Origin of the sequence: Sphingobium sp. LB126, assembly GCF_002795205.1 — a bacterium.
Classification (GTDB): Bacteria; Pseudomonadota; Alphaproteobacteria; order Sphingomonadales; family Sphingomonadaceae; genus Sphingobium; species Sphingobium chungbukense.
Genome location: NZ_NETV01000001.1, coordinates 329,137 through 352,154, shown reverse-complemented (window position 1 = coordinate 352,154; position 23,018 = coordinate 329,137). Strand labels below are relative to the sequence as shown.

Below are 23,018 nucleotides of genomic sequence, written 5' to 3'. Positions count from 1 at the left end.
AGATGCTATCGCAACCAGGTCGATGCCTACATCTCGAGCGAAAGGCTCTCGCGCGGCGCGAGCCAGCGCGTCCGCTTGGCGGCCTCACCCTGGGACAGAATACTGGCGGCGATGGGCTTCGCCTCGCTGAAATGCGCCCAGCCGTCGAAATGGAGCGGAATCATCACCTCAGCTTTCAGGTTCGAAGCGTAGTCCGCCGCCTCGCGCGCCGATAGTGAGAAGAAGATCCCAGCATCGGGCGCCGGCGTCACATGCCCCATGTGCATGAGGGCAAGCCCGATCGGCGCTGCACGCTCGACGATCTCCTTGGTGCCCGCGAAGGGAACCGTGTCGCCGGAAATGTAGATCGGACCACGCGCCTTGCGCCCATCCCAGTCAATCAAGAAGCCAGTGACGGGACCTGTCAGTTCCTCGGTGCCATCGGGACCATGCTGGGCAGGTGCCGCCGTTACCTTCAGCGTGGTGCCATCCCGGCTTATCTCGGTCACCTGCCACGGCGTAAGGCCGATAGCGCGTCCACCAAGACGCGCTGCACCCTCCGGCGTGGTGAGGATCTGCGGAACCTCGGCAAGAAATTCGCGACCTCGCGTGTCGAGATTGTCGCTATGCTGATCGTGGCTCAGCAAGACGGCATCAATTCGACCAAGTTCGCTCGGGTCGATTGCACGAGAGCTTGTCTTCTCCAAAGCAATGACACCATCATTGTAGGTCGAACCGGCATCATCGAATACGGGATCGGTCAAAATTCTGATCGAACCGATCTCGATCAATGCCATTGCGGTGTCGAAATACGTAACCTTGACGTCCATCTGTCTAGCTTTCCATTGTGGCCTTTGTGCATATACAATCAGTCTGTGGTGGCTTAGGCTAGATCAAGAATTTTCTGAGTCGGCCGAGAACCATGACCTATCAGCCCAAGCGCGCGCCGCTCGAGCCCTGTCCCGTCGAGGAAGTGCTTTCGATTATCGGCGGCAAATGGAAAGCGCGGATCCTGCTGCTGACCTCGCTCGGACACGAGACCTTCTCGGCGCTGGGTAAGATGCTTCCCGACGCTCCGGACCAGGTGCTCGCTACCCAGCTCAAAGCGCTCGTCGATGACGGCATGCTCACCAAATCGGCGCCGACCTCGGTCAATGGTGCAGGTGCGCGCTATGCGCTCACCACGGACGGGCAGAGCATGATGACCCTGCTCGACAGCATTTCCGACTGGGGCATGGCGCGGCTTGAGGCCAAGGGCCATGGCTGGATACCGCCGGGCGAGAAGGCCGCCTGACAGGGTCGGAGGCGCCCAGCGGACGCCTCCATTTGCTTACTCCACCGATGGCGGCGGATTCTCGACCCGTGCGGCAGCAACCGGTGCAGGATGCTTGCCTCCGAACGTCATGCTGCGCAGCACGCCGTCCTTGCGGATGAGGCCATGAATGAGCGCCGCGCCGAGATGGGCCAGGATCAGCGTGAAGAAGGCGAGGGCGATGATCGTGTGGAGCGCGCGCAGCGCGAAATAATAGCGCAGGTCGTGCGGCAGGATCGCGGGGAGCGACAACGCTTTCGTCAACACGATCGGGAGACCGCCCGCCGACAGCATCGCCCAGCCAATCAGCGGCATCGTGAGCATTGCCGCATAGAGCAGCAGATGAGAGGCCTTGGCGACGAACTGCTGCGCCTTCGGCAGATCAGCCGGGAGCGGGGGCGCGCCGGTCGCGAGGCGGATCGCTAAGCGCAGGATGACGAGCATGAACAATGCCGCGCCGATCGGTCGATGGATTTCGAGCAGAGCCGAATAGGCCGACCCGACCGTGGAGACCATACCCACCCCGATGAAGAGCATCGTGAGGATGAGCGCCGCCATGACCCAGTGGATCAATCGGAGCGGCAGCGCGAAATGGGTGCGTTCGAGGCGGCTCATCGTGCGGACTCCCTAGCATTCAGGTCCTGGCCGATCGCGCTCGGCCCCGGCTTCTCACCCGCCCGCCGGTCGAAAGAGGTCGAATAGACCTTGGCGCGCGCGGCCAGCAACGGATCGTCAGAAGGGGCCATTCCCGCCGGCAGGACGGTCGGATCGAAATTGACGTCGCGGCAGTTTCCGACCTCCTCCGTTTCGACCTTCGAGACGGTGAGGGTGCCGACATCGAGCGTCTTGTGCGGGCCGGTCCACGCGACCGTCGCCTTGTTGGTCACGTCGCCGGGATTGGCGACGACCACGATAAGGTGCCAGCGCGACGGCCCCTTGGCCGTGCGGGCGACCATCTCCTTGAACAGATAATCGCGCGGCAGGCTGTCGAGCTTCGCCTTGTCCAGGCCTTCGACCGCCGTCTCGGGTACCATCTGCCAGCGGACGAAGCGCTCCTCGCCGGTCGCGTTGGTGAAGCGGAAGGCGTTGATGCTGTAATAGGTCGCGTTGCCGAAGCTGTTCGGGAGCACCGCCTGCTTGATATAGTCCTGAAACGCCTTGGTCTCGGGATGGCGGGCGAGATAAGCCTTCATCACCGCGGGGTCCGGCTTGCCGGTCTTCGGATCGGGCGTGCTGGCACGCTGCAGCTCGACGAACGACTGCGGATCCGCCACCGGGAAAATCTCCGTGTGGTTCATGCCCGTGCGCCATTCCTGATGGTCGGGCGTGCGCAGGATCAGCGCCATCGAACGGAACACGTTGCGGCCGTCGCTCGCCAGTGGATTGCCGCCGGCCAGCGAGAAGCGTCCGAATACCGGATAGTCGCCCTTGGCGAAGATGCTCGCCTTGCTGAGCGCCGCGCCCGCGCCGTTCGCGACGAAATCGCCGATCAGGCACAGGCCCTTGGAATGGGCGCGCCGATAGCCGGGCTGCGGAGCGCCGGTATTATGCTCCAGCGCATCGGCGACATCGCCGCCGCTGAGCCGCTTGGGGCCGATCCAGCCGGCCGCCCAGGCGAACCCGCCGATCAGCAGGAGCAGGACCGCGGCGATGATCGCATAGGGACCGATCGGTCGCGGGGAGGGGGTATCTTGCATCGTCTGCTATCCGAGAAATGATCGATGAAAGATGGACACCCGCGCCGCGGGTTTATTCCGCGCCGCCCACGAATATTTTTGCCCTCAGCTTTCGGTGAGCTGCTCGCGCGCATGATCGGCGATCGGATGGATGCGCTCAGGCTGCAAGGCGCCGGCGATGCTGTAGCCAAGGCCATCACGAGACCAAGTGACCGATCCGATCGCGCCGTCCACCTCCTCCGACATCGGCCGGTTCTGATCGATCGTCATCGGCCGGGTCAACATCACGAGCCTGGTTCCCGAACCGTCCTCGAACATAGTGAGGAGGCCGGGACCATGCGGTGTCGCCACCAGCCGTCCACCAAGCAGCCGAAAGCCAAGTGACGACAAGTCGGGGATCGAGACAGGTCGGTTGAGCCGCTCGCTGCCCCAGGCGACAAGCTGCGCGCGTTCGGTCCCGGCGATCTCCACGGGACGCATCCGATCTGGCGCATAGACCGAATAGCTATCGGCTGCTTCGCGCGCGAGCGCGGCGATGCCGCGCGCCGGACCCATCTGCCCGTGCAGGGTCCAGCCACCAGCGCCGCCAATGAGCAGCAGCACGACCGCGGCGGCGGTCTGCCAGCCGTTCGCCCATTGCCGGTGCGACCGCCCGACAAGATGCTCGACGCGCAACCCGGGCGGGATCGGCTCCTCGGCGATCGGGGCAAGCACCGCGCGCAGTTGCGCGCGCTGGCGCGCAAGCGCCTCCACGCGCGCCAGTTCCGTCGGGTGCGCGGCAAGCCACGCACGTACCTCCACGTCGCGACGCGCCTCAAGGCGCCCGTCGACATGGGCTTGCAGATCGTCTTCGGTAATCGGTTGGCTCGTCACTTCACTCTCCGCAGATGCGGGATACTACCTGGCTCGTTGTCTTCGAGGATGCGGCGCAGCCGCTCGCGCGCCCGCGACAGGCGGGACATGACCGTCCCGAGAGGAATATGCAGCGCGGCGGCGGTTTCCTCATAGGAGAGATCTTCCACGCTCACGAGAAGCAGCACCGCGCGCTGATCCTCTGGGAGCTGGTCGATCGCGCGCAGGACGTCCTGCTGGTGTAAGCCATGATCCTGCTGTGGCTCCTGGGCGAACACGCCCTTGGGCACCCCGTCGATCGACATATGCGGACCCCGGCGGCCCTTCTGCTTCAGGCGATTGATCGCGAGATTGTGCAGGATCGCATAGAGCCACGGACGCACGGCATCGCCGCGCCGCTGCCCCCATCGCGAGATGGCGCGCTCCAGGCAGTCCTGCACCAGATCATCCGCCGCCGTCGCGTCGCGCAATAGCGCACGAGCATAGCGACGCAGGCCGGGAACCAGGGGCTGCAGCAGCTCAACAAGATCGTTCAGCGGTGTCTCCTCGATGAAGCCTATCCGATAGACAAGCGACCAGCCATTTTATTCCCGCCACTGACGACATTCCACACGAGACGTCGCCTGGACGACCGCGCCGCCCGATCCGGTGAGGCGGCGCTGTCCTATCCACAACTTGGCCGTGCCAGCGAGGCACACAGACCTTATCGAAGGGCATGGCCAACGATTCGCAATCGCCCGACGAATTTCCTGAGCGCATCTCGGACGTCCCGCTCCAGGTCGTGAACTGCTACTCGCGGCTTTGGCAACTCGAGACCTGGCTGCGCACGATGGTCTATGTCGAGCTTCGAGCCTTGCTGGGCGACCATTGGGCCGACGGCATCGATCCGGCGCCGCGATCCCTCGCCGCCGACAAGGCGCTTACCCATATGCCCACGCCGGAAATGAACGCGCTCAGCTACGCGACCTTGGGCCAGCTCCTCCAGCTCGTCTCGAACCACTGGGATTGCTTCGCCTGCTATTTTCCGCCGCAGACGCTGTGGGAGGCGAAATTGAAGGAGGTCAGCCAGATCCGCAACCGCGTCGCGCATTTCCGCGTCGGCAATGCCAACGACTATGACCGCCTGATCCTGTTCCTGCGCGACGTGGACGAGGGCTTCTGGCAGTTCTGCACCAGCTACAACGCCGAATTCCCGATCCTGCCGCCGCGCTCGAACCCGGTGTCCCGGAAATTCATGGCGTTCGACCCGCTTCCCGATGTGCGGATCGGCCCGAAGCAATGGGCGGTGCTGGGCAAGCGCAACACCGATCTGCCCATTGGCGTGAAGGTCTCCGCGCAGCGCCGGCCGTGGCATTCGGCGCGGCTCGCGGACGGAGAGCCAGGCTATCTCTATGACGTGCAGATATTCGCCCAGGACGGCCGCATGTTTGACCTCGGGACGCTGCTCGAGCGCACACAGTCGCTGCACCCGCAGATCGTGCATATCGCGCTCGGAAATCTCGGGGAAACTGTCCGTCTCACCATCCCCTCGATCCTCGGAAAACGCCAGGTGATCACAATCCTCACCGAGTTTCACGACGCCGCGCTCATCAACGTCCGGCGCGCTCCCGTGCTGCCGCAGGGGAGGGCGGATGCGATAGCGGACGCTTGGCCCGAATATGTGATCGGACCGAGGAATCCGCTGAGCTTCCTCGCTCCCGACATGCCCTGTTCCTTCTTCGGCATTTGAGGTCGCGCTGATCGGTTGGCGACGGCGGTTCCGTCCGCGCTCTCCGGACATCCAGCCTCGACGCGAGTGGACCTTTTCGCTAGGGAAATGAGAATGATTCTTAATAATGAAGTTTTCCGATGTTCCTCCGCGTCCTCGTCGCTCTCCCTTTCCTACTTTCGGCTTTCGGCATCTCACCGGCTTCCGCGCAAACCGCGCCCGCCCAGACCGCCTGGCGCCTGCTCGACTATATCGCCGTCGACTATGCCGAAGCGATCAAGGACGGGCAGGTCGTCAGCGCCGGGGAATATGCCGAGATGCAGGAGTTCTCGGCGACCGCGGCCAAGCTGATCGGCGACCTTCCGGCCAACCCGGCTAAAGCTGACCTCACCCGGCAGGCCGCCGCGCTGCAACGGAACATTGATGCGAAAGCGCCGACCGATACGATCGCCACATCGGCGCGGGAACTCGCCGCGCGCCTCATCAAGGTCTATCCGGTACCGCTCGCCCCGGCCTCGGCGCCAGACCTCGCGCGCGGGCAGGCGCTTTACGCCCAGCATTGCGCCAGCTGCCACGGTGCGACCGGCGATGGCCGTGGTCCCCAGGCCGTCGGGCTCGATCCGTCTCCGATCGCGTTTCGCGATGAGGCCCGAGCGCGCGAGCGCAGCATCTTCGCGCTCTATCAGGTGATCGAGCAGGGCCTCGACGGCACCAGCATGGCGAGCTTTGCCGATCTCCCGCCCGCCGATCGCTGGGCGCTCGCCTTCTATGCCGGTTCGTTCGCCTATCCCCATCAGGCCGAGGCAGGCGGCGAGGGATTATGGGAGGGCGATACCGAGCTTCGCAAACGCTTCGATCTTGAGAAGCTGGTCGGCATCACGCCGGCCGCGCTGGCAAGCGAGATCGGCGAGGACAAGGCGCGTCAGCTGATGGCCTATCTTCGCCGGAATCCGGAGGCCGCGGTCGCCGCCCAGGCTGGCGGCACGCTGGCGCTTGCGCGTTCGCGGCTGGACGAAGCGCTGGTGGCCTATCGTCGCGGCGATCACAAGGCTGCGACCGACCTCGCTCTTTCGGCCTATCTCGACGGCTTCGAGCCGGTCGAGGCAGTGCTGTCTGCCCGTGACAACGCGTTGATGGTCCGCATCGAAGGTGCGATGGCGGAGCTGCGCGCCGGCATCGGCAAGCGTGAGCCCGTCGAAGAGGTGAGGGCGCGCGTCGCCACGCTGGACGGCCTGTTCGTCGATGCGGAGACCGCGCTCGCATCGAACACAGCCTCGGCGACATCCAGTTTCCTCGCGGCTTTCACGATCCTGCTGCGAGAGGGCCTCGAGGCCCTCTTGATCGTCATTGCGATGATCGCGTTCCTCCGGAAGACCGACCGCGCCGATGTGCTTCCCTATGTCCATGGCGGATGGATCGCGGCGCTGGCCGCCGGCGTCGCGACATGGGCGGCGGCGACCTGGCTCATCGCGATCAGCGGCGCGAGCCGCGAGCTCACGGAGGGGTTCGGAGGCGTGTTTGCCGCGCTGGTCCTGCTATGGGTCGGCATCTGGATGCACGGCAAGAGCAACGCTCAGGCCTGGCAGCGCTATATCCGGGAGACGCTCGGGCGGGCTCTCGATAAACGTTCGGCGTGGTTCCTGTTCGCGCTCGCCTTCATCGTCGTCTATCGCGAGGTGTTCGAGACGATCCTCTTCTATGCCTCGATCTGGAACCAGGGCGATGGCGGCGCGGTCATCTCCGGCGCGCTCGCCGCGATCCTCGTCCTCGCCATCGTCGCCTTCGTGATGATGCGCTACAGCCGGACGCTGCCGATCGGAAAATTCTTCGCCTATAGCGCGGTGCTGATCGCCGTGCTGGCGGTGGTCCTTATCGGCAAGGGCTCGGCGGCGTTGCAGGAGGCGGGCTATCTCCCGGCCACGCCATGGCCGAGCTTCCCGCGCAACGAATTCATCGGCCTCTTCCCGACGCGAGAGACGATCCTTGCGCAGGTCGCGATGCTGGTTCTGCTCGTCCTCGGCTTCGCCTGGAACCGGCGCGAGACCGCTCCGGCAAGCAAGGCAGGCTGAACCCGCCCGAGCGCTTTCGACGCATCGCGGCCGCGATGTCCCGCCTTCTTCTCGCAATTCACGCCAGAATGTCGATGCCGGTCTCGGCGCTCAGCCGCGCGAGACCGGCATCGTCGAAAAAGTGCACAAAGCCATCGCGCGGACGTGGCTCGCCGCCGACGAAGCGTGCCGGTTCACAGCGCCAGCGATCCTTGGTCATGGCGCGGATTTCCTCGAACGGCATCCAAGCGATATACCGAGGCGCGGGCGCGGCGAGCCCGGCGAACAGCGGCAGCGCCAGCACCATATCCGGGTGAAAGGCAGTCAGCTTTCCGACATAGCCATAGCGTGCCTTGTCGGTCTTGCCCTCGGTTGGATATTTGCCTTTGACCTGCACCGGGCGAACGATCGTGCCTTTCTCCGTCGGCAACGTCGCGATGAAGTCGAATCCCTGATCGCGGTGCGGAAAATAGACGTTCCAACCTTTGTCCGTCATCACGCCGGCAACATACATCTCGGCGAAATAGTCGCGGCTCTTCAAGACATTCATCGGCTTTTCTTCGCCCAGGGCAGACGCGCCTTTAGCCCGGCTTATTCATCAGGGGGCACCTGAAGGGGTGGCAGGAGTAGCGTAAGGTTTTGTTCTGAAGTAGGAAATTGGTTGTCGAAGCCATCTCCTGTTCGGGACATTAAATGCCACAAGCCACACCTGCCGAGGGCAACGATAGCGCGTCTCGATTTGGATTCCCAGCGGTTGGGCGCAAGAAAGTCACCGCCGCCTTTGATGGCGGTCGGCTGACCTCGGATGGCGGGGTTTTGCTGGTGGCACAGGCAGAACGTGCGATGGGGATTTGCGCGCGCCTTGCCGCTTGCATCGCCGATCCACGCGATCCTTCGCGCGTGATTCATGCGCTGGACGATATCCTGCGCGCCCGGATATTTGCGATCGCCTGCGGTTACGAAGATGCCGACGACCTCGATGCGCTGCGCGATGATCCGGGCTTCCGCCTGGCGCTTGGCAAGCTGCCGGGTTCGGGTGCGGGTCTGGCGAGCCAACCGACGATGAGCCGGTGGGAGAACGCGCCGACGACCCGCGAACTGGCGAAGCTGATGCGCGCGATGATCGCCATCTACTGCGCCAGCTATCCGGCCGAACCCGGAGCGGTGACGCTCGACATCGACGATACCTGCGATGTTGTCCACGGCACCCAGCAACTGTCTTTCTGGAACGGTCACTACGGGGAGCGCTGCTTTCTGCCGATCCATGTCTACGACACCGCGACCGGCCGACCGGTCGCCATGCTGCTGCGCACCGGCATGACGCCATCGGGCGCGGAGGCGGCTGGCCATATCCGGCGCCTGGTGCGGCATATCCGCAGCCACTGGCCCACGACCCGCATCACCATCCGGGGCGACGGGCACTACGGTCGGCCAGAGGTCATGGCCTGGTGCGAAGCCAATGGTGTCGATTACGTGCTTGGCCTGCCCACCAACGCCGTGCTGCGCGCCGATCCCGAAATCGTGAAGGTTGCCGATGCTTGCGCAACCAAACGAGCGATCAAACAGTATCCGGTCCTGCGCAACTATGCCCAAACCCGCTACGGCGCGAAAAGCTGGAAGTGCCAGCGCCGCATTGCCGCCCGGATCGAGGCCAGCACGCTGGGCATGGACATCCGCTATGTCGTCACCTCGCTCGAGGCTGGATCGGCCGAGCACATCTACGACACGCTGTATTGTGCGCGGGGCCGCGCCGAGAACCTGATCAAGCTGCACAAGAGCCAACTCGCCAGCGACCGCACCTCGTGCCGCTCGGCCAATGCCAACCAGATGCGCCTCATCCTGCACACCGCCGCATTCTGGTTGATGTGGCGCATCCAGCAGGAGATCCCCAAAACAACCGCGCTCGCCACCGCCGAGTTCGCCACACTGCGCCTGCGGCTGCTCAAGGTCGCCGCCCGCGTCATCGAAAGCGCCACCCGCATCCGGATCGCCTTCGCCTCGGCATGCCCTGATGCCGCGGCCTTCCAAACAATCGCAACCGCGCTCAGGCCCGCCCCGACATAGACAGCGCGGCCGTGCCGCCGAACACCCGAGACCCTACCTTCAATCCCGCAAGCCCCTCGAACCTCCGCGATGAAAAAGGCGCAACGAAAACGCTTGTCCCGTCCACGCCGCCAGTGCCGTCGCCCGCCAATCCAGGCGAACTACCCCGCTGTCATGAATAAGCCGGGTTAGGCTTTCCTTTCCATATCGGAGGTAACGCCTACGAAACGACTGGACAAGCGATCCGCGCCGCTCTTGATGTTGGCGCGGGCGAAGGGGGAAGGGGTGAATCGCGAGATGGGGCATCCGTTGCGGCAGCGGTCCGGGGGCGCTGGGTGAGCATCCGCAGTCAATCCTATCTCGTCTGGCCGCCGACAGCCTGCCCACCGGGGCTTCGGATTTCAGCCGGCACACCGCGACCGCATCTCAGCTTCGACACGCTCGATGTCGCGCGCTGCGCCTGGGGCGAGATCCTTCAGACGGCGCCCGCGTCCACCTCGCTCGCCCTGTTCTTTGACGACTTGCTGGCAAGCGGATTCGATTTCGTCTGGCGCGGTCGCGGACCTGGGCTCGGCAAGGAAATGCGTCGCGCCTTTTCCGGCATGTTCGGCCGCTTCTTCGCCCGCGCCTATCTCAGCCTCTTTCGCGACTTCAGCTGGTTTCACCCGATCGATGGCGACCATGCCTTTCTCTCGCCGCGCTGGATGATCACCCGGTATTCGGGCGCCAATCGTGATATGCCGGACTGGATCTGTGCCCGACCCGGAGCCCTGGCGCTCGGGGAAGCAAAGGGATCGCACCAGTCGGCCGGCCGGGGCCTATCAAGACTGCCCTCGACCAATGGAATTCACAGAACAGGCGGCCGTCTAAAAAAGATTCGCGCGGGGTGATTTGTGGAGCTGGACCGGGAAATTGTAAAACGCGGATCGCTTCCGGCCGTTCTCAACAGCTGGATAGAAGGTCATTTGCGAGATGCCGTCGTCGTGTTCGACGGCGACGAGGCAATCTTCTCCAACCAGGCCGCGGCACAACTCTGGGGCCATACCAGCGAGGCGATGCTCGGCCAGGACCAGGCCAGTCTCTGGGCGCCTTGTGACCAGGGCGCGCTTCGTTGGGCCACCGCGACGACTGGCGGTGGACCGGTGCGGATCCGGCGCGCCGACGGAAGCGAAACGGCGGCTATCCTCTCGCTCGAACAGATCGAGGCCGATGGCCGCACCCATAGCATCGCGCTGCTGCGCGGTGCGACGGACGAACCGGATAGCCAGGAGCAGTTGCGCTGGCTCTCCCTCGTCATCAACAAGAGCGATCGCGCCACCATCCTGCTCGATGAACGGCGTCATGTCGTCCACACTAATGCCGCTTTCACGGCAATGTTCGGCTATAGCGAGGCTGAGCTTGTCGGGCGACCGCCGACACAGGTGCTGGCCAGCGACCGGATGGATCGCGATCAACTGGCCTTTGTCCAGCGCAAGGCATGGGATCCGGAAGGCTTCCACCATGAGTTCCTTGCCAGCGACAAGGCGGGACGCGACCTCTGGGTCATGGTGACCAATCACCCGATCATCGACGCCGATGGCACGGTGCGTCACATTGCCTGCGTCGCGGTCGACATCACCAGGCAGAAGGAGATCGAGCGGCTTCGCCAAGATGTGCTGGAAGCTATCACCAGCGATACCTCGCTGTGCGATATCGCGACCTTCCTGTGCCGGCGCGTCGAGAAGCTCGCGCCGGGCGTGGTCGCTTCCTTTCTCCGGGTCGACGCCGAGAACAGGTTGCGGACCCTTGCCGCGCCGAGCCTCCCCGCCGATTATTGCGCCGGCATCGATGGTATCGAGATCGGTCCAGACCAAGGGAGTTGCGGCACCGCGGCCTATCGCGGCGAAGCCGTTGAATCCCTGGATATCGCCAATGATCCGCGTTGGACTCCCTATCTGAAGCTGGGGCTGCCGACCGACTTGCGCGCCTGCTGGTCGTCGCCGATCAAGCGTCGCGACGGGCAGGTGGTCGGTACCTTCGCCTTCTATTACCGCGAAGCCCGTGGCCGCAGCGTCTTCGAAGATGAGATCGTCGCAGCCTGCCTTCACCTCTGCATGATCGCGATCGAGCGCGATGCGGCGAAGCAACAGCTCGCGCGGATATCCCAGACGGACTCCCTGACCGGGCTGCCCAACCGCTTCCGTTTCCAGCAAGACTATCCCGAACAGCTCGACGAGAATGACCAGTCCCGCGCCGCTTTCTTCGTCATGGACCTCGATCACCTCAACCGGGTGAACGAAACCCTCGGTCATGCCGCCGGCGACAGGATGGTGGTCGAGGCCGCCGCGCGGCTCCAAGGGCTCTTTCGCGGCAGCGCGACGGTCTATCGCCTGCTCGGCGATTCCTTCCTTGTGGTCCTACCGGGCAGCAATGCCGACCGGGCTGCGGCGGCCGCCGAGAAAATTGTCGAGGCGCTTGCCGAGCCACTGGAACTCACCGGTATCGCGGTGGGACTGTCCGCGACGATCGGGATCAGCCTGGCGCCCGCCAACGGTTCCGACCGCGATACGCTGGTGAAATATGCCGGTGCCGCCATGTCGCAGGGCAAGGCGAACAAACGCGGCACCTATCGCTTCTTCAGCGCCGAGATGGACCAGATCGCGCAGGAGCGTCTGCATCTCACCGCCGCGCTGCGCGCGGCGGTCGCCGGATGCGGCCTCGAGCTACATTACCAGCCCCAGGTCGCGATCCGGACCGGCGCCATACATGGCGTCGAGGCGCTGGCGCGCTGGACCGATCCGGACCTTGGACCGGTGCCGCCGGACAAGTTCATTCCGCTCGCGGAGGAGATCGGCCTGATCGAGGCGATCGGCGAATGGTCCTTGCGCTCGGCCTGTCGCCAGATGGCGACCTGGCGCAGGGCGGGTGTGCCCGTGCCGGCGGTGTCGGTGAACGTCTCGGCCCCGCATTTCCGTAACGCGGGGCTGCCGGCCTTTATCCAGCATCTCCTCGAACAATATCAGCTGCCGCCCTCCAGCCTGATGCTCGAAATCACCGAAAGCATCATGATGGAGGACCAGGCCGCGGTGCTCGACACAGCGCGAGCCATCCGAAATCTTGGCGTGGGCCTTTCGCTCGACGATTTCGGCACCGGTTTTTCCAGCCTGTCGCGCCTGACGCTCCTTCCCATCACGGAGTTGAAGATCGATCGCAGCTTCATGCGCGACCTTGATAGTGATGCGCATGCCCATGTGCTGATGACCGCGGTGATCCGCATCGGTCAGAGCCTTGGCCTGACGGTGGTGACGGAAGGCATCGAGACCGACGCGCAATATGATCTGCTCACCGGCCTCGGTTGCGACGTGGCGCAGGGCTATCTCATCGCACGGGCTCTGTCGGCTCCTGCGCTGGCAGACTGGCTTGCCGCCCGCCAGCTCATCGAGCCAACTGGCACGGCCGGATAATGGCAGGGTGACGTGCGGCCTATCGCCTCATTCGTATAGCCCGAGCGTATATCCAATCATCCGGCTGCAAAACACGATCACGATCCAGAAGGTCAGCGACAACAGACCTGCCGCGCGGGCCGGCGAGGGAAGGGCGATGTCACCGTCCCAGGCCGCGATGGTCCGCCAGGTAAAGATATGGAACACCGCGACATTGGCGCCGGCAAGCGCGAGCAGCACCAGCTTTGCCAGGAAATAGGGATTGACCATGTAGATGGCGGCCTTGCTCACGAACAGCAGCACGCCGCTCAACGTCGCGATCACGAACGCCGCTACCGCATAGGGCAGGGTCGCACGCGCGAGCCGCGTGACCGGGATCGTGGTCGAGGCGATCCCGAGCAGCCGCAGGTCCATCACCACGATATAGCCGACCACCGCCACGATCGAGATCACATGCGCGGTCTCAAGCGTGGGGAAGACCCAATCCGACGAAGCCACATAGCTGCCAATGCTCGACGCCTCGAGCGCATGCCACAAGGATGCGAGATTCATCGATATTCCCTTAGAGTCTGATTCAAAATTATCCTTTGCGAATTCATAGCCTTGCGATGCGGCGGGCAAAGAGCTGGATCGAGGCGATGAACAGCCATGCGGTTGCTGACGCGATGGTTTGCTCGAAGTCCTTGGCCAGTCGGCGGTTTCGATTCAGCCATGCCAGCGTCCGCTCTACGACCCAACGGCGTGGAAGGACCACGAAACCCTTGGCGGTATCGGACCGTTTGACGATCTCGAGGGTCCATTTGCCGATCCGGCGCAGCGCCTGTCGGAGTTTGTCGCCAGCATAGCCGCCATCGGCAAACACATAGCGCAGCCACGGGAAGCGCTTGATGATCTCGGCCAGCACCAGCGGTGCACCGTCTCGGTCCTGGATGTCAGCGGTGTGGATCACGGCGTGGACCAGATTGCCCTCGGTGTCAGTCAAAATGTGGCGCTTGCGACCCTTGATCTTTTTGCCCGCATCATAGCCGCGAGGACCGCCGGATTCGGTGGTCTTGACGCTCTGGCTGTCGATGACCCCGGCACTGGGCGAGGCATCGCGCCCGGTCGCCTCGCGCCCGATCAGCAATAGGGCATGATTGAGCGATAACCAGAGCCGGTTGTCCCGCCACAGGTAGAACCAGCGCCGCACTGTCGAGACCGGCGGAAAGCACGGTGGCAGCATCCGCCACGGCAGACCGCCGCGCAACAGATACAGGATCGCCTCGACAATCCGCCTGAGCGGCCACTTGCGCGGACGGCCCACATGCGACGGCGGCGGAAAAAACGGCTCAAGCAGCGCCCATTCGGCGTCGGTCAAATCACTTGGCAAAGCCAAGTCCGCGCGGGCATACTGCGCCCGAGTGGTGTCGGTCCACATCGTTGATCTCCGGTAGTCTTCGCAAAACCACCTGAATCAACGACTTGGGCTGGCGTCAAGCTAACCCGCTGATACCACTCAACTTAGTTTCGGATCAGGCTCTTATACCGGCGCGTAATAGATCCAGCGCCCGGCGATCATCGTCGCGCACCACAAAAGGCTGATGCCGATGGCGCCCGCGCGCAGCCCGGCTCCACCGTCCGACCGCGCCGAGCCCGACTTCTGCCGCCGAGCAACCCCCGCCGCCTGCTGGAAACCGACACTCAGCAATACGATCCCCACGACCAGGATTATCTTCATCCAGAAGACCGCGTTCAACAGTTCGCGCGGCGGGTCGCTGATCACCAGCCCAAGGCCGCTCACGATCAGCAGCGCCAACGCGATCCACATCCAGGGCGTGAACCGCCGCACCGCATCATCAAGCGTTGGATAGATCCGGCCGATCCCCAATATATGTCCATTGACCATCATCGCCGAGCCGAACGCCACCGCGATCGAGAGGATGTGGATCGTCTGCAGAACCGGGATGACATAGAAATGATCGCGAACGAACACGCTGATCGGCGTGTCCGCCAGCCATAATGCGCCTTCGACCAACGCGGTCGAGCGCAACCATTCGCTCAGCGCGAACAAGAGATCGCCCAAGGACGACATTTCCGGCTCCCAGATTCTGGAGGCACCTGCCGGCGCCAGCTCTCCCAGCATGTTTTATGTATGCCTTAAAGCCATACTTATATAATAATATTGTCCTTGCAAAGAGCGTATGAGTGCGACCGCGCGGGGCGCCCGCATAAGTTCGGGGAAGGGGCTCTCGGCGATCGAGGCCGATCCGTTGGCACAACGGTTTTCCGACATAGCCATAGCGTGCCTTGCCGGTCTTGCCCTCGGTTGGATATTTGCCTTTGACCTGCACCGGGCGAACGATCGTGCCTTTCTCCGTCGGCAACTCGCGATGAAGTCGAATCCCTGATCGCGGCGCGGAAAATAGACGTTCCAACCTTTGTCCGCCATCACGCCGGCAACATACATCTCCGCGAAATAGTCACGGTTGCCCCAGACATTCATCGGCTTGTCTTCGGCTGAGGCAGACATGACTTTAGGATTTCCTTTCCATATCGGAGGTAACGCTTACGAAACGACTGGACAAGCGATCCGCCCGGCTCTTGAAGATCGCGGGGGCGGCAAAGGGGGGAGCGCCACAAGTTACGGACGCGAGTTCGTCGGAAGTTCTGCCTTTGGCAGCCAGAATTCGATCCGGAATGGAGCGTGTCCAGGTCGAGCCTTGGCGCAGCGGTAGCTAACCGCTCCCAGGACCACAGTTTGTGCCAGGAATATCCAAGACCTGGCCCGCTAAGTTATTAATGCGATCCGATATTTGTCGACAAGCGTCGCATTCACATGATGATCTGGCCTTTCCCGGAAAGGCGTCAAACCAGGGCTCTGCCGTTCAGCGGCCAGGGGAGGTGTTTGCATGGACCGCGTCAAGGATTTCGACAGATTCATCGCCCGGATGCGCGCCGCACCGGATATGGACGCGCTGACCGAGGCGATGTGCGAAGTGACCGATGTGCTCGGCTTCAGGCAGTTCGCGCTCGGCCATCATGTCGATCTGGTCCGGCCGCCCGGCAACGCGATCCGGCTGACGAACTATGACCCGGGCTGGATCAGCGAGACCCTGGAGCGGCGCTTTTTCGCCGACGATCCGGTCCACGCGGTCAATACCAAACTGGTGCGATCGTTCCTGTGGAACGAGCTGTCCGATCACATCAAAATGACCGACCTGCACCACATGATCCTCGATCGCGCCAGCCGCTTCGGCCTGATCGCGGGCGTGACCATCCCGGTCCGGCTTGCCGGCGAGTATGAGGGGAGCTGCTCATTCGCCACCGACGACTATTCGACGGTGCATCCACTCGGATTGGCGCTGAGCCCGGCGGCTGCCCAGTTTGCCTTTGAAGGTGCCCGCCGCCTGATGCGGCTTCGTGATGGAAGGAAAGTCGATCCCGTGCCGGACTTCACAACCAAGCAACGCGAAATGCTGATCCTGGTCGGTCGCGGCAAGACCGATGCCGAAATCGCCCAACTCATGGGCATTTCACGCTCGACCGCACACGATCATGTCGAAGCCGGCCGCCTCGCCTATGGCAACGCCCAACGAACATTGATGGTGATTCGCGCCGTCTTCGATGGCGTCATCACATTCGCAGACATCTTCCGCCGATAAGTCAATCCTCTGCCTAGTGGATATGTGAATGCATATTCCACGCATGATGATGCTCCCGGTCCACACGGGAGTCACAGTCATGATCAGAATTATCGAGGGCGCCGAGAAACCCGGTACCAACCCCTTACTTGACGCTATGCACCGAGATCGCAAGCGGGTCTTCGTCGATTTTCGCAAATGGAATGTCCCAGTCGTCAATGGCGAGTTCGAGATCGACCAATTCGACGGGCCGCGAACGGTATATTGCATCGCTTCGGACGAATATGGTGCCCATAACGGATCAATCCGGCTTCTTCCGAGCACCGCCCCTCATATCCTCGGCGACCTCTTCCCCGAGCTTTGCGATGAGGAAGTGCCGACCGGGCCTGGAATCTGGGAGCTCACACGGGCTTGCCTGTCTCCCCGGTTGACACCGATGGCACGCAAGCAGACCCGAAATGCCCTGACCACGGCCGTGGTCGAATACGCGCTCTATCGCGGCATCACCGCATACACCTGCATCGCGGACTCCGGCTGGTGGAGCCAGGTGCTCGCGCTGGGATGGGACTGCCGGCCTCTCGGCCTGCCGCGCCTGATCGATCGCACCATGACCGGCGCGCTGCAGATCGAGATCACGCCAGCGACCCCGACCCTGCTCGAGCAGGCGGGAACCTATATTCCGTGCCGCCTCGTCGCTTTCGACGACGCGCTCGTCGCGCACGCCTGAGGAGGGAAAGATGAACATGCCCTCCCACAGGAACGCAGCCCGTTGGATCTCCGAACTGCAGGAGCAAGGCTACTGCATCATTCGCGACCTGGTAGCGAAGGAACTGGTCCAAGGAACCGCCCATGACCTCGCGCCGGATTTCGAGCGTACTCCGCTCTCGGTCGGTGCCTTCTACGGAGCCAACACGCGACGATTTCATGGTCTGCTGGCGCGGTCGCCCCGCGTCGAAGCGTTCGTCGGCCACGATCTCATCCTGGAAATCGTCAAGACTATCCTCGGGCCGCATTGCGATCATGTGCAGCTCAACCTCACCCAGGCGATCGAGATCGTGCCGGGCGGCGATGCGCAGCCCCCGCATCGCGACCAGGATATGTGGCCTCTTCACGTGCCCGACACAGAATATCTGATCAACGTCATGTGGCCGTTCACGCCCTATCGCGCCGAAAATGGGGCCACGCTTCTCTGGCCGGGAAGCAATCATCGCCAGGAAGATATCCTGTTGCCGGAGGAAGACGCGATCGCCGCCGAGATGGATCCGGGCGACGTGCTCATCTTCCTCGGCTCGACGCTCCATGGTGGCGGTGCGAACAGGACGGCCGCCACGCGCCGCGGCATGATCATCAGCTACAGCCTGGGGTGGCTCAAGCCGTATGAACTTCCCTGGCTCGCCTATCCGCCGGAAGTGGCGCGCCATTTCGCACCCGCAGTCGCCGCGCTTGCGGGCTATAAAGCTCATCGACCCAATCTTGGAACCCATGAGGGGCGCTGCCCCTCCTATCTCCTGGAACCCGAGATTGCTGGTGGCCGTGGCGCCGTCGATGCCCTGCTTCCACAGCAGGAGGCCCTGATTGCCGCCTATCGCCGAGGCGAACTGACGCCAGACATCGTCGGTTCGCGGTCCGGCGAGGGGCTGCTTGTGACCGGAGGCCTCACGTGATGTACGACGGGCCCCTCTGCCGGCGCATCCAAATGTGCCGGCTCCTCGTATCGATGCGTGGTGTCATGGGCGAGGCACTGGGGTTTTCAGTATGCGCCAATCCGATCTGGGATATGCTGCTCGACCTCTACCTCGCTCGCTTCGAGCTTCGCGAAGTCTATCTTTGGCCCTTGTGTATCGCGTCGCACTGTCCGCTTTCTACGGCCCACCGCAAGGTTCTCTTCATGGAGCGATGCGGCCTTGTGGTGCGGTCGAAAATAGGGCGCGATCGTCGGCGCATCAACGTTGCGATGACCGACAGGGGCGGGGAACTGATGGACGGCATCCTCGATCGGATGACGGATCGCGTGTACGATAGGTGTCCACATCAGCCAGTCTGACGCGGATGCAAGTCTGCCGCGATTTCGGCAGCATTTCTCCGAAAAACCAGTGCAGGCGGAAGCGATCCGAACCGCGCATTGTCAGTATGAAGGCTCTCACCGGAGGGGAGGGGGATGGGAGTAGCGTCGCAGTGGTTGTCGAGTGGATCGGCGGCCAGCTCGCGTCGCCAGAGAAATGTGAGCTCCATCATGACCGAGATCCCCGATATTGTCCTCCTTGAAGCTTGTCGCCGCCGCCTGTCCTTTCCCAGCCTGGGCCGCATAACCAATCGCCGGTTGATACACCGAATCGAGTCATGGCTCGACGCGGCCCGACTTGCTCCGAGATTCGGGAGCGCAATCATCGCCTATGCCCGAAGTGCTTCGGCGGCGCTGCCGGGCATCACCATCGACCCGGACGAGAGCGAGACGCGGCCGTGTTCGTCGGGAGTCCAGGTGAGGGCCTGGTTCCTTGTTCCGAGCGAGACCGTTGCTGCGCTTTCGTTGGCTGAGCCGGCGGCCGAGATTGCGTTCGCCCGGCTAGAGCCCTTCGCGCGGAATGTCCTCCTGCTGAGGCTTCGCTACGGGCTGGAGGTGAGCGAGATCGCGGCGCGCCTTGGAATATCGCAACGCCGCGCCCGCAGAACGCTTTGCGAGGCAGTCCGGGCGATCGCGACCTCGCTCGATCAGCCACGGTAGCCCGTTTATCAGTTCCAGCGTCGCCAGCCTAATAACAAGGGTTTCCCAAGACCGTGGCAAGCAGTATAATACCCGAGCTTCATGGTCCTTCTGGGCATCGTCGACAGGACGGTGGATCATGATTGCATCCTCAACTTCCAAATTAGACGCAGCGAGGTTGCGACGGCTCCTCGAAGGCTCGAACATCGAGCTTGCACGGCGATGAGGCGCCGCCGCCGCACGAACGCCGGTGTTCCCGCCGACGAATCACAGTCCTGGATCGAAGGTATGCCGGATGAACCGCCGGACATGGCCGAGCCGGAGACATTGCCGGCTGTTGCCTCGCTTCCTCACGGTCGACCACCCGAGGACAGGAAATCGGGAGAGGAGAACGCCATCGGCGCGTTCACCGCTTGCGCAGAGCAAATGTCGACGCCGATGCACAGTCTCTCACCGACACCTCCAAAACCCCAAACGGGCAAGGGAGGCGTAACCGGGATTTACGATGAGGAGGCGCCGCACGTCGCGCGCCGAGATCAGTTCTCTAATCAGTTGATAGAGAGCGCGCAGGGCGTCTTTCGTGACCGGCTCAAGCGCGAGGTTTCCGAGGCCGAAGCGCGGTTGCTCCTTGGAAATTTGACTGACTTCTATGGACTAGCCATCGTTCGGCATCGGCGTCTGAAACGAGCTGCCCAAGACCGATCGAGCGAGGGTGAAGACCCCTAGCACCGGCCCCGGCCGAAAAGGTGAAACCCCGATATTGGCCTTGACCCAAGTCGCCAATATTGAGAATAAACCGTGAACAACTTTGCCACCTGAAGCAAGCGCTTCGGCTTCGCGCGCGGCTGTCGGTGGGAATATATCACATCAGATGCACCAACATCGGAGATTACAAATGGCACGACCCCGAGCCAAAACGACGGGACGCAGGTCAACGAGGAGCGGCACTGCCGCGGCCGATAACAAGGCCGTCCTCTATTTCCGCGTCTCATCCACCGACCAGGAACGCGAGGGATTTTCGCTTCCGGCCCAATTGAAATTTCTCCGCGAATACGCTGCGATCAACGACATCCAGATTGTCGGCGAGTATTTGGACGTCGAGTCAGCCAAGAAGGCAGGGCGAACCGAATTTCAGAATATGGTCGCGTTCCTCCGACGGCACACGTCTGTCCGTTCCATCCTCGTCGAGAAGACCGATCGGTTATACCGCAATTTCAAGGACTACGTCACGCTCGACGAACTCGACGTGGTGATCCATCTCGCGAAAGAGGGTGAGATTATTTCGCGCGAGTCGCGATCCTCTGAGAAGTTCGTGCATGCCATCAAGGTATTGATGGCCAAGAACTACATCGACAATTTGTCTGAGGAAGCTCGCAAGGGCATGACCGAGAAGGCCGCCCAAGGCTATTGGCCGACCTTGGCGCCGCTCGGCTATCGCAACGCGCGAGACGATTCCGGCAGGAAGGTGATCGTCATCGATCCCGAGGTTGCTCCTCGTGTGAAGCGCCTGTTCGAATATGCCTCGACGGGCAATTTCTCCATGAACAAGCTCGCGGAAATAGGACGCGATCTCGGTCTTATGTACCGTCGAAGCGGCAAACCGATCAGGACAAGCACACTCATCTATGTACTACGAAACCGGCTTTATGGGGGATCATACGATTGGAACGGGAAGATCTATCAAGGCCGGCACGAACCGATCATCACGCACGAACTTTGGGAAGCCGTCCAGGCGGTAATTGATGGCCGCGAGGGAGCAAACATACGGGTGAACCCGAAGGACTTCACCTATACGGGCCTCATGAAGTGCGGCCATTGTGGCTGCGCGATCGTCGCCGAGGTCAAAAAGAAGAAGTACATCTATTACCACTGCACCGGATATAAGGGCAAATGCCCTGAGCCTTATGTGCGACAAGAAGTGATGGACGAGCACTTCGAGCAATTGCTCCGACGGATTCGCCTCGATGAAACGGTGTTCGACCTCGTCCGGACTGCGCTCAAGGAGAGTCATGCCGACGAGCGCCGCGAGCACGAAGAGGCGAGGACACGCCTTCTAGCCGAAGCCGCACAGTTGCAAGAGCGTCTCGACCTCATCTATCTCGACAAGATTGAGAGACGTATCTCGGCGGCGTATCACGACCGGATCGTGGTGCCGTGGCGCGACCAGCGAGCTCGTGTCATCCGGAACTTGGAGCACCTCAACGCGGTCGACGATGCGTATATTGATGACGGTGTCGCGCTCATCGAACTTGCCACCAATGCGCACGAAGGTTTCGCTTCAACACCACCGAAACACAAGCGGCTGGCGCTCAATTTGCTGCTCTCGAACTGCACTTGGGCGAACGGCGGCCTCGACGCAAAATTCAATCAACCATTTGATATGTTAGCAGATTTGTCAGCCGCCGCGCTCTTCGGAGGTCGGGCAGAAAGCGCAAAATCTGCCGCTCCAGCAGATTTGGTGACCCCTACGGGAATCGAACCCGTGTTTCAGCCGTGAGAGGGCCGCGTCCTGACCGCTAGACGAAGGGGCCTTGCATCGCTTCGAGCGAGGCAGGGGGACGCCTCTACGGGGAGGACGGGAGCGCGTCAAGCGAAACCGACCTATAAAAAACCACCCCATGCATTCGCATGGGGTGGCCAAGGTTCAGGGAGGAGACGCCTCCTAAGGGGGAGGCGCCCATACGACACACCCGAAAGGGGGGCAGGTGCGCCGTATGTTCAGTAAATAGAGGAGGCCGCGAGGAGTTTCAAGTGGCTCCTCGCAACCTTTTTCCTTAAATATCTGTCATTGGTGATTAATTTGAATCAGGCGCCCGCCGGTTCGGGAGTCGCGGGAACAGCGATCGGGCCCTTGCCCTGCGACACTTGCGCCTCGAACACTTCGCGCATCAGTTGGAGCGAGAAGAGATGGGCATAGATCAGCGGCAGCATGCCGTTCTGGCTGATCTTGCGCAGTTGATCGCCGCGCATGTCGCGCAGTTTTTCCTCGTTCACCATGCGGAAGCCGCGATAGACGAAGGGCTGGTCGTTGCCGGGCACCTGGATCGCGACTTCGCCGTCCATCAGCAGGTCCAGATCCTTCAGATCCTTCATGAACTGGCCGGTGCGGGCGGCGGCCTGTTCGAAATCCTCGCAGAATTTGAGGACGCCCTGGGTCAGTTCGCTGGGCTTGCCGTCCTCGAACAGGGGCTGGCCGTCCTCGAACACGCCGATGGCGTCGCTGGTGGGATCGAAGCAGAGCGACAGTTCGTCGCTGTCGGGCCGCAGCTTCGCCAGCATCCAGGGATAGCGGCGGACATAGGCCGGGACATAGGCCGGACCGCGCAGCTTGCCTTCATCGTCGAGGAAGGTGTTGACGCCTTCGTTGAGGCCCATCAGCGCCAGCGGAACCGGCTCGTCACCGGCCGAGAAGATGATCGGCACGAAACGCTGTGCCGCTACGAATTCGTCGACCGTCAGGGGAATGGCGTGCTGCGTGGTGAGGAAGGGTGCCGAATCCACGGAACGGCTGCGATAGGCGGCGTGATCGACGCTGCTGAGCGGAATAAGGTCGTTGTAGAAGACGGGAAGGCCGTTCGCGGGCGCGCTTGCCATGATGTGCTAGTCCATTTCTAACAAAAAGCGGCGCATCTTCCTGAGCGCCGCTGGCCTGATACT

General features: G+C 62.6%; 24 protein-coding genes and 1 tRNA gene. 12 read left to right on the top strand and 13 right to left on the bottom strand.

The annotated features are described in order from the left end of the window. Positions 1 to 26: 26 nt before the first annotated feature. Positions 27 to 809 (bottom strand): MBL fold metallo-hydrolase, encoded by a 783-nt coding sequence (locus CAF53_RS01630; protein WP_100237079.1) that lies wholly within the window; start codon positions 807 to 809, stop codon positions 27 to 29. Positions 810 to 901: 92 nt separating this feature from the next. Here CAF53_RS01630 and CAF53_RS01625 point away from each other — a divergent pair, with 92 nt between their 5' ends. Beyond that, a complete protein-coding gene (locus CAF53_RS01625) occupies positions 902 to 1,273 on the top strand; it encodes a helix-turn-helix domain-containing protein (protein ID WP_100237078.1) in 372 nt (123 codons plus the stop codon). Positions 1,274 to 1,309: 36 nt separating this feature from the next. Here the strand turns inward: CAF53_RS01625 and CAF53_RS01620 are convergent, their stop codons facing one another. The 4 genes from CAF53_RS01620 to CAF53_RS01605 all read right to left on the bottom strand — a co-directional run bounded on the left by CAF53_RS01620 (position 1,310) and on the right by CAF53_RS01605 (position 4,325). Further along, a complete protein-coding gene (locus CAF53_RS01620) occupies positions 1,310 to 1,906 on the bottom strand; it encodes a cytochrome b (RefSeq protein ID WP_100237077.1) in 597 nt (198 codons plus the stop codon). Then, the gene (locus CAF53_RS01615; protein ID WP_100237076.1) at positions 1,903 to 2,988 is read right to left on the bottom strand and encodes a catalase family peroxidase; all 1,086 of its coding nucleotides are present in this window, start codon (positions 2,986 to 2,988) and stop codon (positions 1,903 to 1,905) included. Before CAF53_RS01615 ends, CAF53_RS01620 begins: the two co-directional genes overlap by 4 nt. Positions 2,989 to 3,072: 84 nt before the next feature. Continuing rightward, positions 3,073 to 3,840, bottom strand: coding sequence for an anti-sigma factor (locus tag CAF53_RS01610; RefSeq protein ID WP_100237075.1), 768 nt, complete (start codon positions 3,838 to 3,840; stop codon positions 3,073 to 3,075). Beyond that, entirely contained in the window at positions 3,837 to 4,325 is a 489-nt protein-coding gene (locus CAF53_RS01605; protein WP_277949205.1) for an RNA polymerase sigma factor, read from the bottom strand. The genes CAF53_RS01610 and CAF53_RS01605 overlap by 4 nt, the downstream gene beginning before the upstream one ends. A gap of 209 nt (positions 4,326 to 4,534) precedes the next feature. On the opposite strand from CAF53_RS01605, the gene CAF53_RS01600 reads away from it, so the two are divergent. Together CAF53_RS01600 and CAF53_RS01595 are read left to right on the top strand one after the other, a co-directional pair. Further along, entirely contained in the window at positions 4,535 to 5,548 is a 1,014-nt protein-coding gene (locus CAF53_RS01600; RefSeq protein WP_100237073.1) for a hypothetical protein, read from the top strand. A gap of 119 nt (positions 5,549 to 5,667) precedes the next feature. Beyond that, complete coding sequence (locus CAF53_RS01595) at positions 5,668 to 7,596, top strand: FTR1 family protein (RefSeq protein ID WP_100237072.1); 1,929 nt, start codon at positions 5,668 to 5,670, stop codon at positions 7,594 to 7,596. A 58-nt stretch (positions 7,597 to 7,654) separates the two neighbouring features. On the opposite strand, the gene CAF53_RS01590 is transcribed toward CAF53_RS01595, so the two are convergent. Further along, positions 7,655 to 8,125: a hypothetical protein gene (locus CAF53_RS01590; RefSeq protein ID WP_100237071.1), complete on the bottom strand. Its 471-nt coding sequence runs from the start codon at positions 8,123 to 8,125 to the stop codon at positions 7,655 to 7,657. Between the two features lie 143 nt (positions 8,126 to 8,268). On the opposite strand from CAF53_RS01590, the gene CAF53_RS01585 reads away from it, so the two are divergent. The 3 genes from CAF53_RS01585 to CAF53_RS01575 all read left to right on the top strand — a co-directional run bounded on the left by CAF53_RS01585 (position 8,269) and on the right by CAF53_RS01575 (position 13,061). Continuing rightward, the gene (locus CAF53_RS01585) at positions 8,269 to 9,639 is read left to right on the top strand and encodes an IS1380 family transposase (RefSeq protein WP_067739343.1); all 1,371 of its coding nucleotides are present in this window, start codon (positions 8,269 to 8,271) and stop codon (positions 9,637 to 9,639) included. 314 nt (positions 9,640 to 9,953) lie between these two features. Next, on the top strand, positions 9,954 to 10,508 hold the full coding sequence (locus CAF53_RS01580; protein WP_100237070.1) for a hypothetical protein: 555 nt from the start codon (positions 9,954 to 9,956) through the stop codon (positions 10,506 to 10,508). A gap of 75 nt (positions 10,509 to 10,583) precedes the next feature. Next, positions 10,584 to 13,061: an EAL domain-containing protein gene (locus CAF53_RS01575; protein WP_100237069.1), complete on the top strand. Its 2,478-nt coding sequence runs from the start codon at positions 10,584 to 10,586 to the stop codon at positions 13,059 to 13,061. A gap of 27 nt (positions 13,062 to 13,088) precedes the next feature. Here the strand turns inward: CAF53_RS01575 and CAF53_RS01570 are convergent, their stop codons facing one another. The 3 genes from CAF53_RS01570 to CAF53_RS01560 form a co-directional block, all read right to left on the bottom strand. Further along, complete coding sequence (locus tag CAF53_RS01570; protein ID WP_100237068.1) at positions 13,089 to 13,592, bottom strand: DUF2214 family protein; 504 nt, start codon at positions 13,590 to 13,592, stop codon at positions 13,089 to 13,091. Between the two features lie 43 nt (positions 13,593 to 13,635). After that, positions 13,636 to 14,457 carry an IS5 family transposase gene (locus tag CAF53_RS01565; RefSeq protein ID WP_100237067.1) on the bottom strand — a complete coding sequence of 274 codons (822 nt, stop codon included), beginning with the start codon at positions 14,455 to 14,457 and terminating at the stop codon, positions 13,636 to 13,638. Positions 14,458 to 14,559: 102 nt separating this feature from the next. Then, positions 14,560 to 15,111 (bottom strand): hypothetical protein, encoded by a 552-nt coding sequence (locus CAF53_RS01560; protein ID WP_100237066.1) that lies wholly within the window; start codon positions 15,109 to 15,111, stop codon positions 14,560 to 14,562. Positions 15,112 to 15,928: 817 nt separating this feature from the next. On the opposite strand from CAF53_RS01560, the gene CAF53_RS01550 reads away from it, so the two are divergent. The 6 genes from CAF53_RS01550 to CAF53_RS01525 all read left to right on the top strand — a co-directional run bounded on the left by CAF53_RS01550 (position 15,929) and on the right by CAF53_RS01525 (position 20,087). Then, on the top strand, positions 15,929 to 16,681 hold the full coding sequence (locus tag CAF53_RS01550) for an autoinducer binding domain-containing protein (RefSeq protein ID WP_100237064.1): 753 nt from the start codon (positions 15,929 to 15,931) through the stop codon (positions 16,679 to 16,681). 28 nt (positions 16,682 to 16,709) lie between these two features. Continuing rightward, on the top strand, positions 16,710 to 17,387 hold the full coding sequence (locus CAF53_RS01545) for an acyl-homoserine-lactone synthase (RefSeq protein WP_242443356.1): 678 nt from the start codon (positions 16,710 to 16,712) through the stop codon (positions 17,385 to 17,387). A gap of 10 nt (positions 17,388 to 17,397) precedes the next feature. Further along, positions 17,398 to 18,324, top strand: a complete 927-nt coding sequence (locus CAF53_RS01540) for a phytanoyl-CoA dioxygenase family protein (RefSeq protein ID WP_100237063.1) — start codon at positions 17,398 to 17,400, stop codon at positions 18,322 to 18,324. A gap of 65 nt (positions 18,325 to 18,389) precedes the next feature. Continuing rightward, the gene (locus tag CAF53_RS01535) at positions 18,390 to 18,704 is read left to right on the top strand and encodes a MarR family winged helix-turn-helix transcriptional regulator (RefSeq protein WP_157801166.1); all 315 of its coding nucleotides are present in this window, start codon (positions 18,390 to 18,392) and stop codon (positions 18,702 to 18,704) included. A 189-nt stretch (positions 18,705 to 18,893) separates the two neighbouring features. After that, positions 18,894 to 19,382, top strand: a complete 489-nt coding sequence (locus CAF53_RS01530; protein ID WP_157801165.1) for a sigma factor-like helix-turn-helix DNA-binding protein — start codon at positions 18,894 to 18,896, stop codon at positions 19,380 to 19,382. 81 nt (positions 19,383 to 19,463) lie between these two features. Further along, on the top strand, positions 19,464 to 20,087 hold the full coding sequence (locus CAF53_RS01525; protein ID WP_100237060.1) for a hypothetical protein: 624 nt from the start codon (positions 19,464 to 19,466) through the stop codon (positions 20,085 to 20,087). Positions 20,088 to 21,015: 928 nt separating this feature from the next. Here CAF53_RS01525 and CAF53_RS27965 read toward each other — a convergent pair. From CAF53_RS27965 to CAF53_RS01510, 4 genes are all read right to left on the bottom strand, one after another. After that, positions 21,016 to 21,372 carry a hypothetical protein gene (locus CAF53_RS27965; protein ID WP_242443355.1) on the bottom strand — a complete coding sequence of 119 codons (357 nt, stop codon included), beginning with the start codon at positions 21,370 to 21,372 and terminating at the stop codon, positions 21,016 to 21,018. Positions 21,373 to 21,414: 42 nt separating this feature from the next. Beyond that, complete coding sequence (locus CAF53_RS27960; protein ID WP_242443354.1) at positions 21,415 to 21,627, bottom strand: hypothetical protein; 213 nt, start codon at positions 21,625 to 21,627, stop codon at positions 21,415 to 21,417. Positions 21,628 to 21,817: 190 nt separating this feature from the next. After that, positions 21,818 to 21,892 (bottom strand) — tRNA-Glu (locus CAF53_RS01515). 274 nt (positions 21,893 to 22,166) lie between these two features. Beyond that, a complete protein-coding gene (locus CAF53_RS01510; RefSeq protein ID WP_046763144.1) occupies positions 22,167 to 22,955 on the bottom strand; it encodes a SapC family protein in 789 nt (262 codons plus the stop codon). Positions 22,956 to 23,018: the final 63 nt, after the last annotated feature.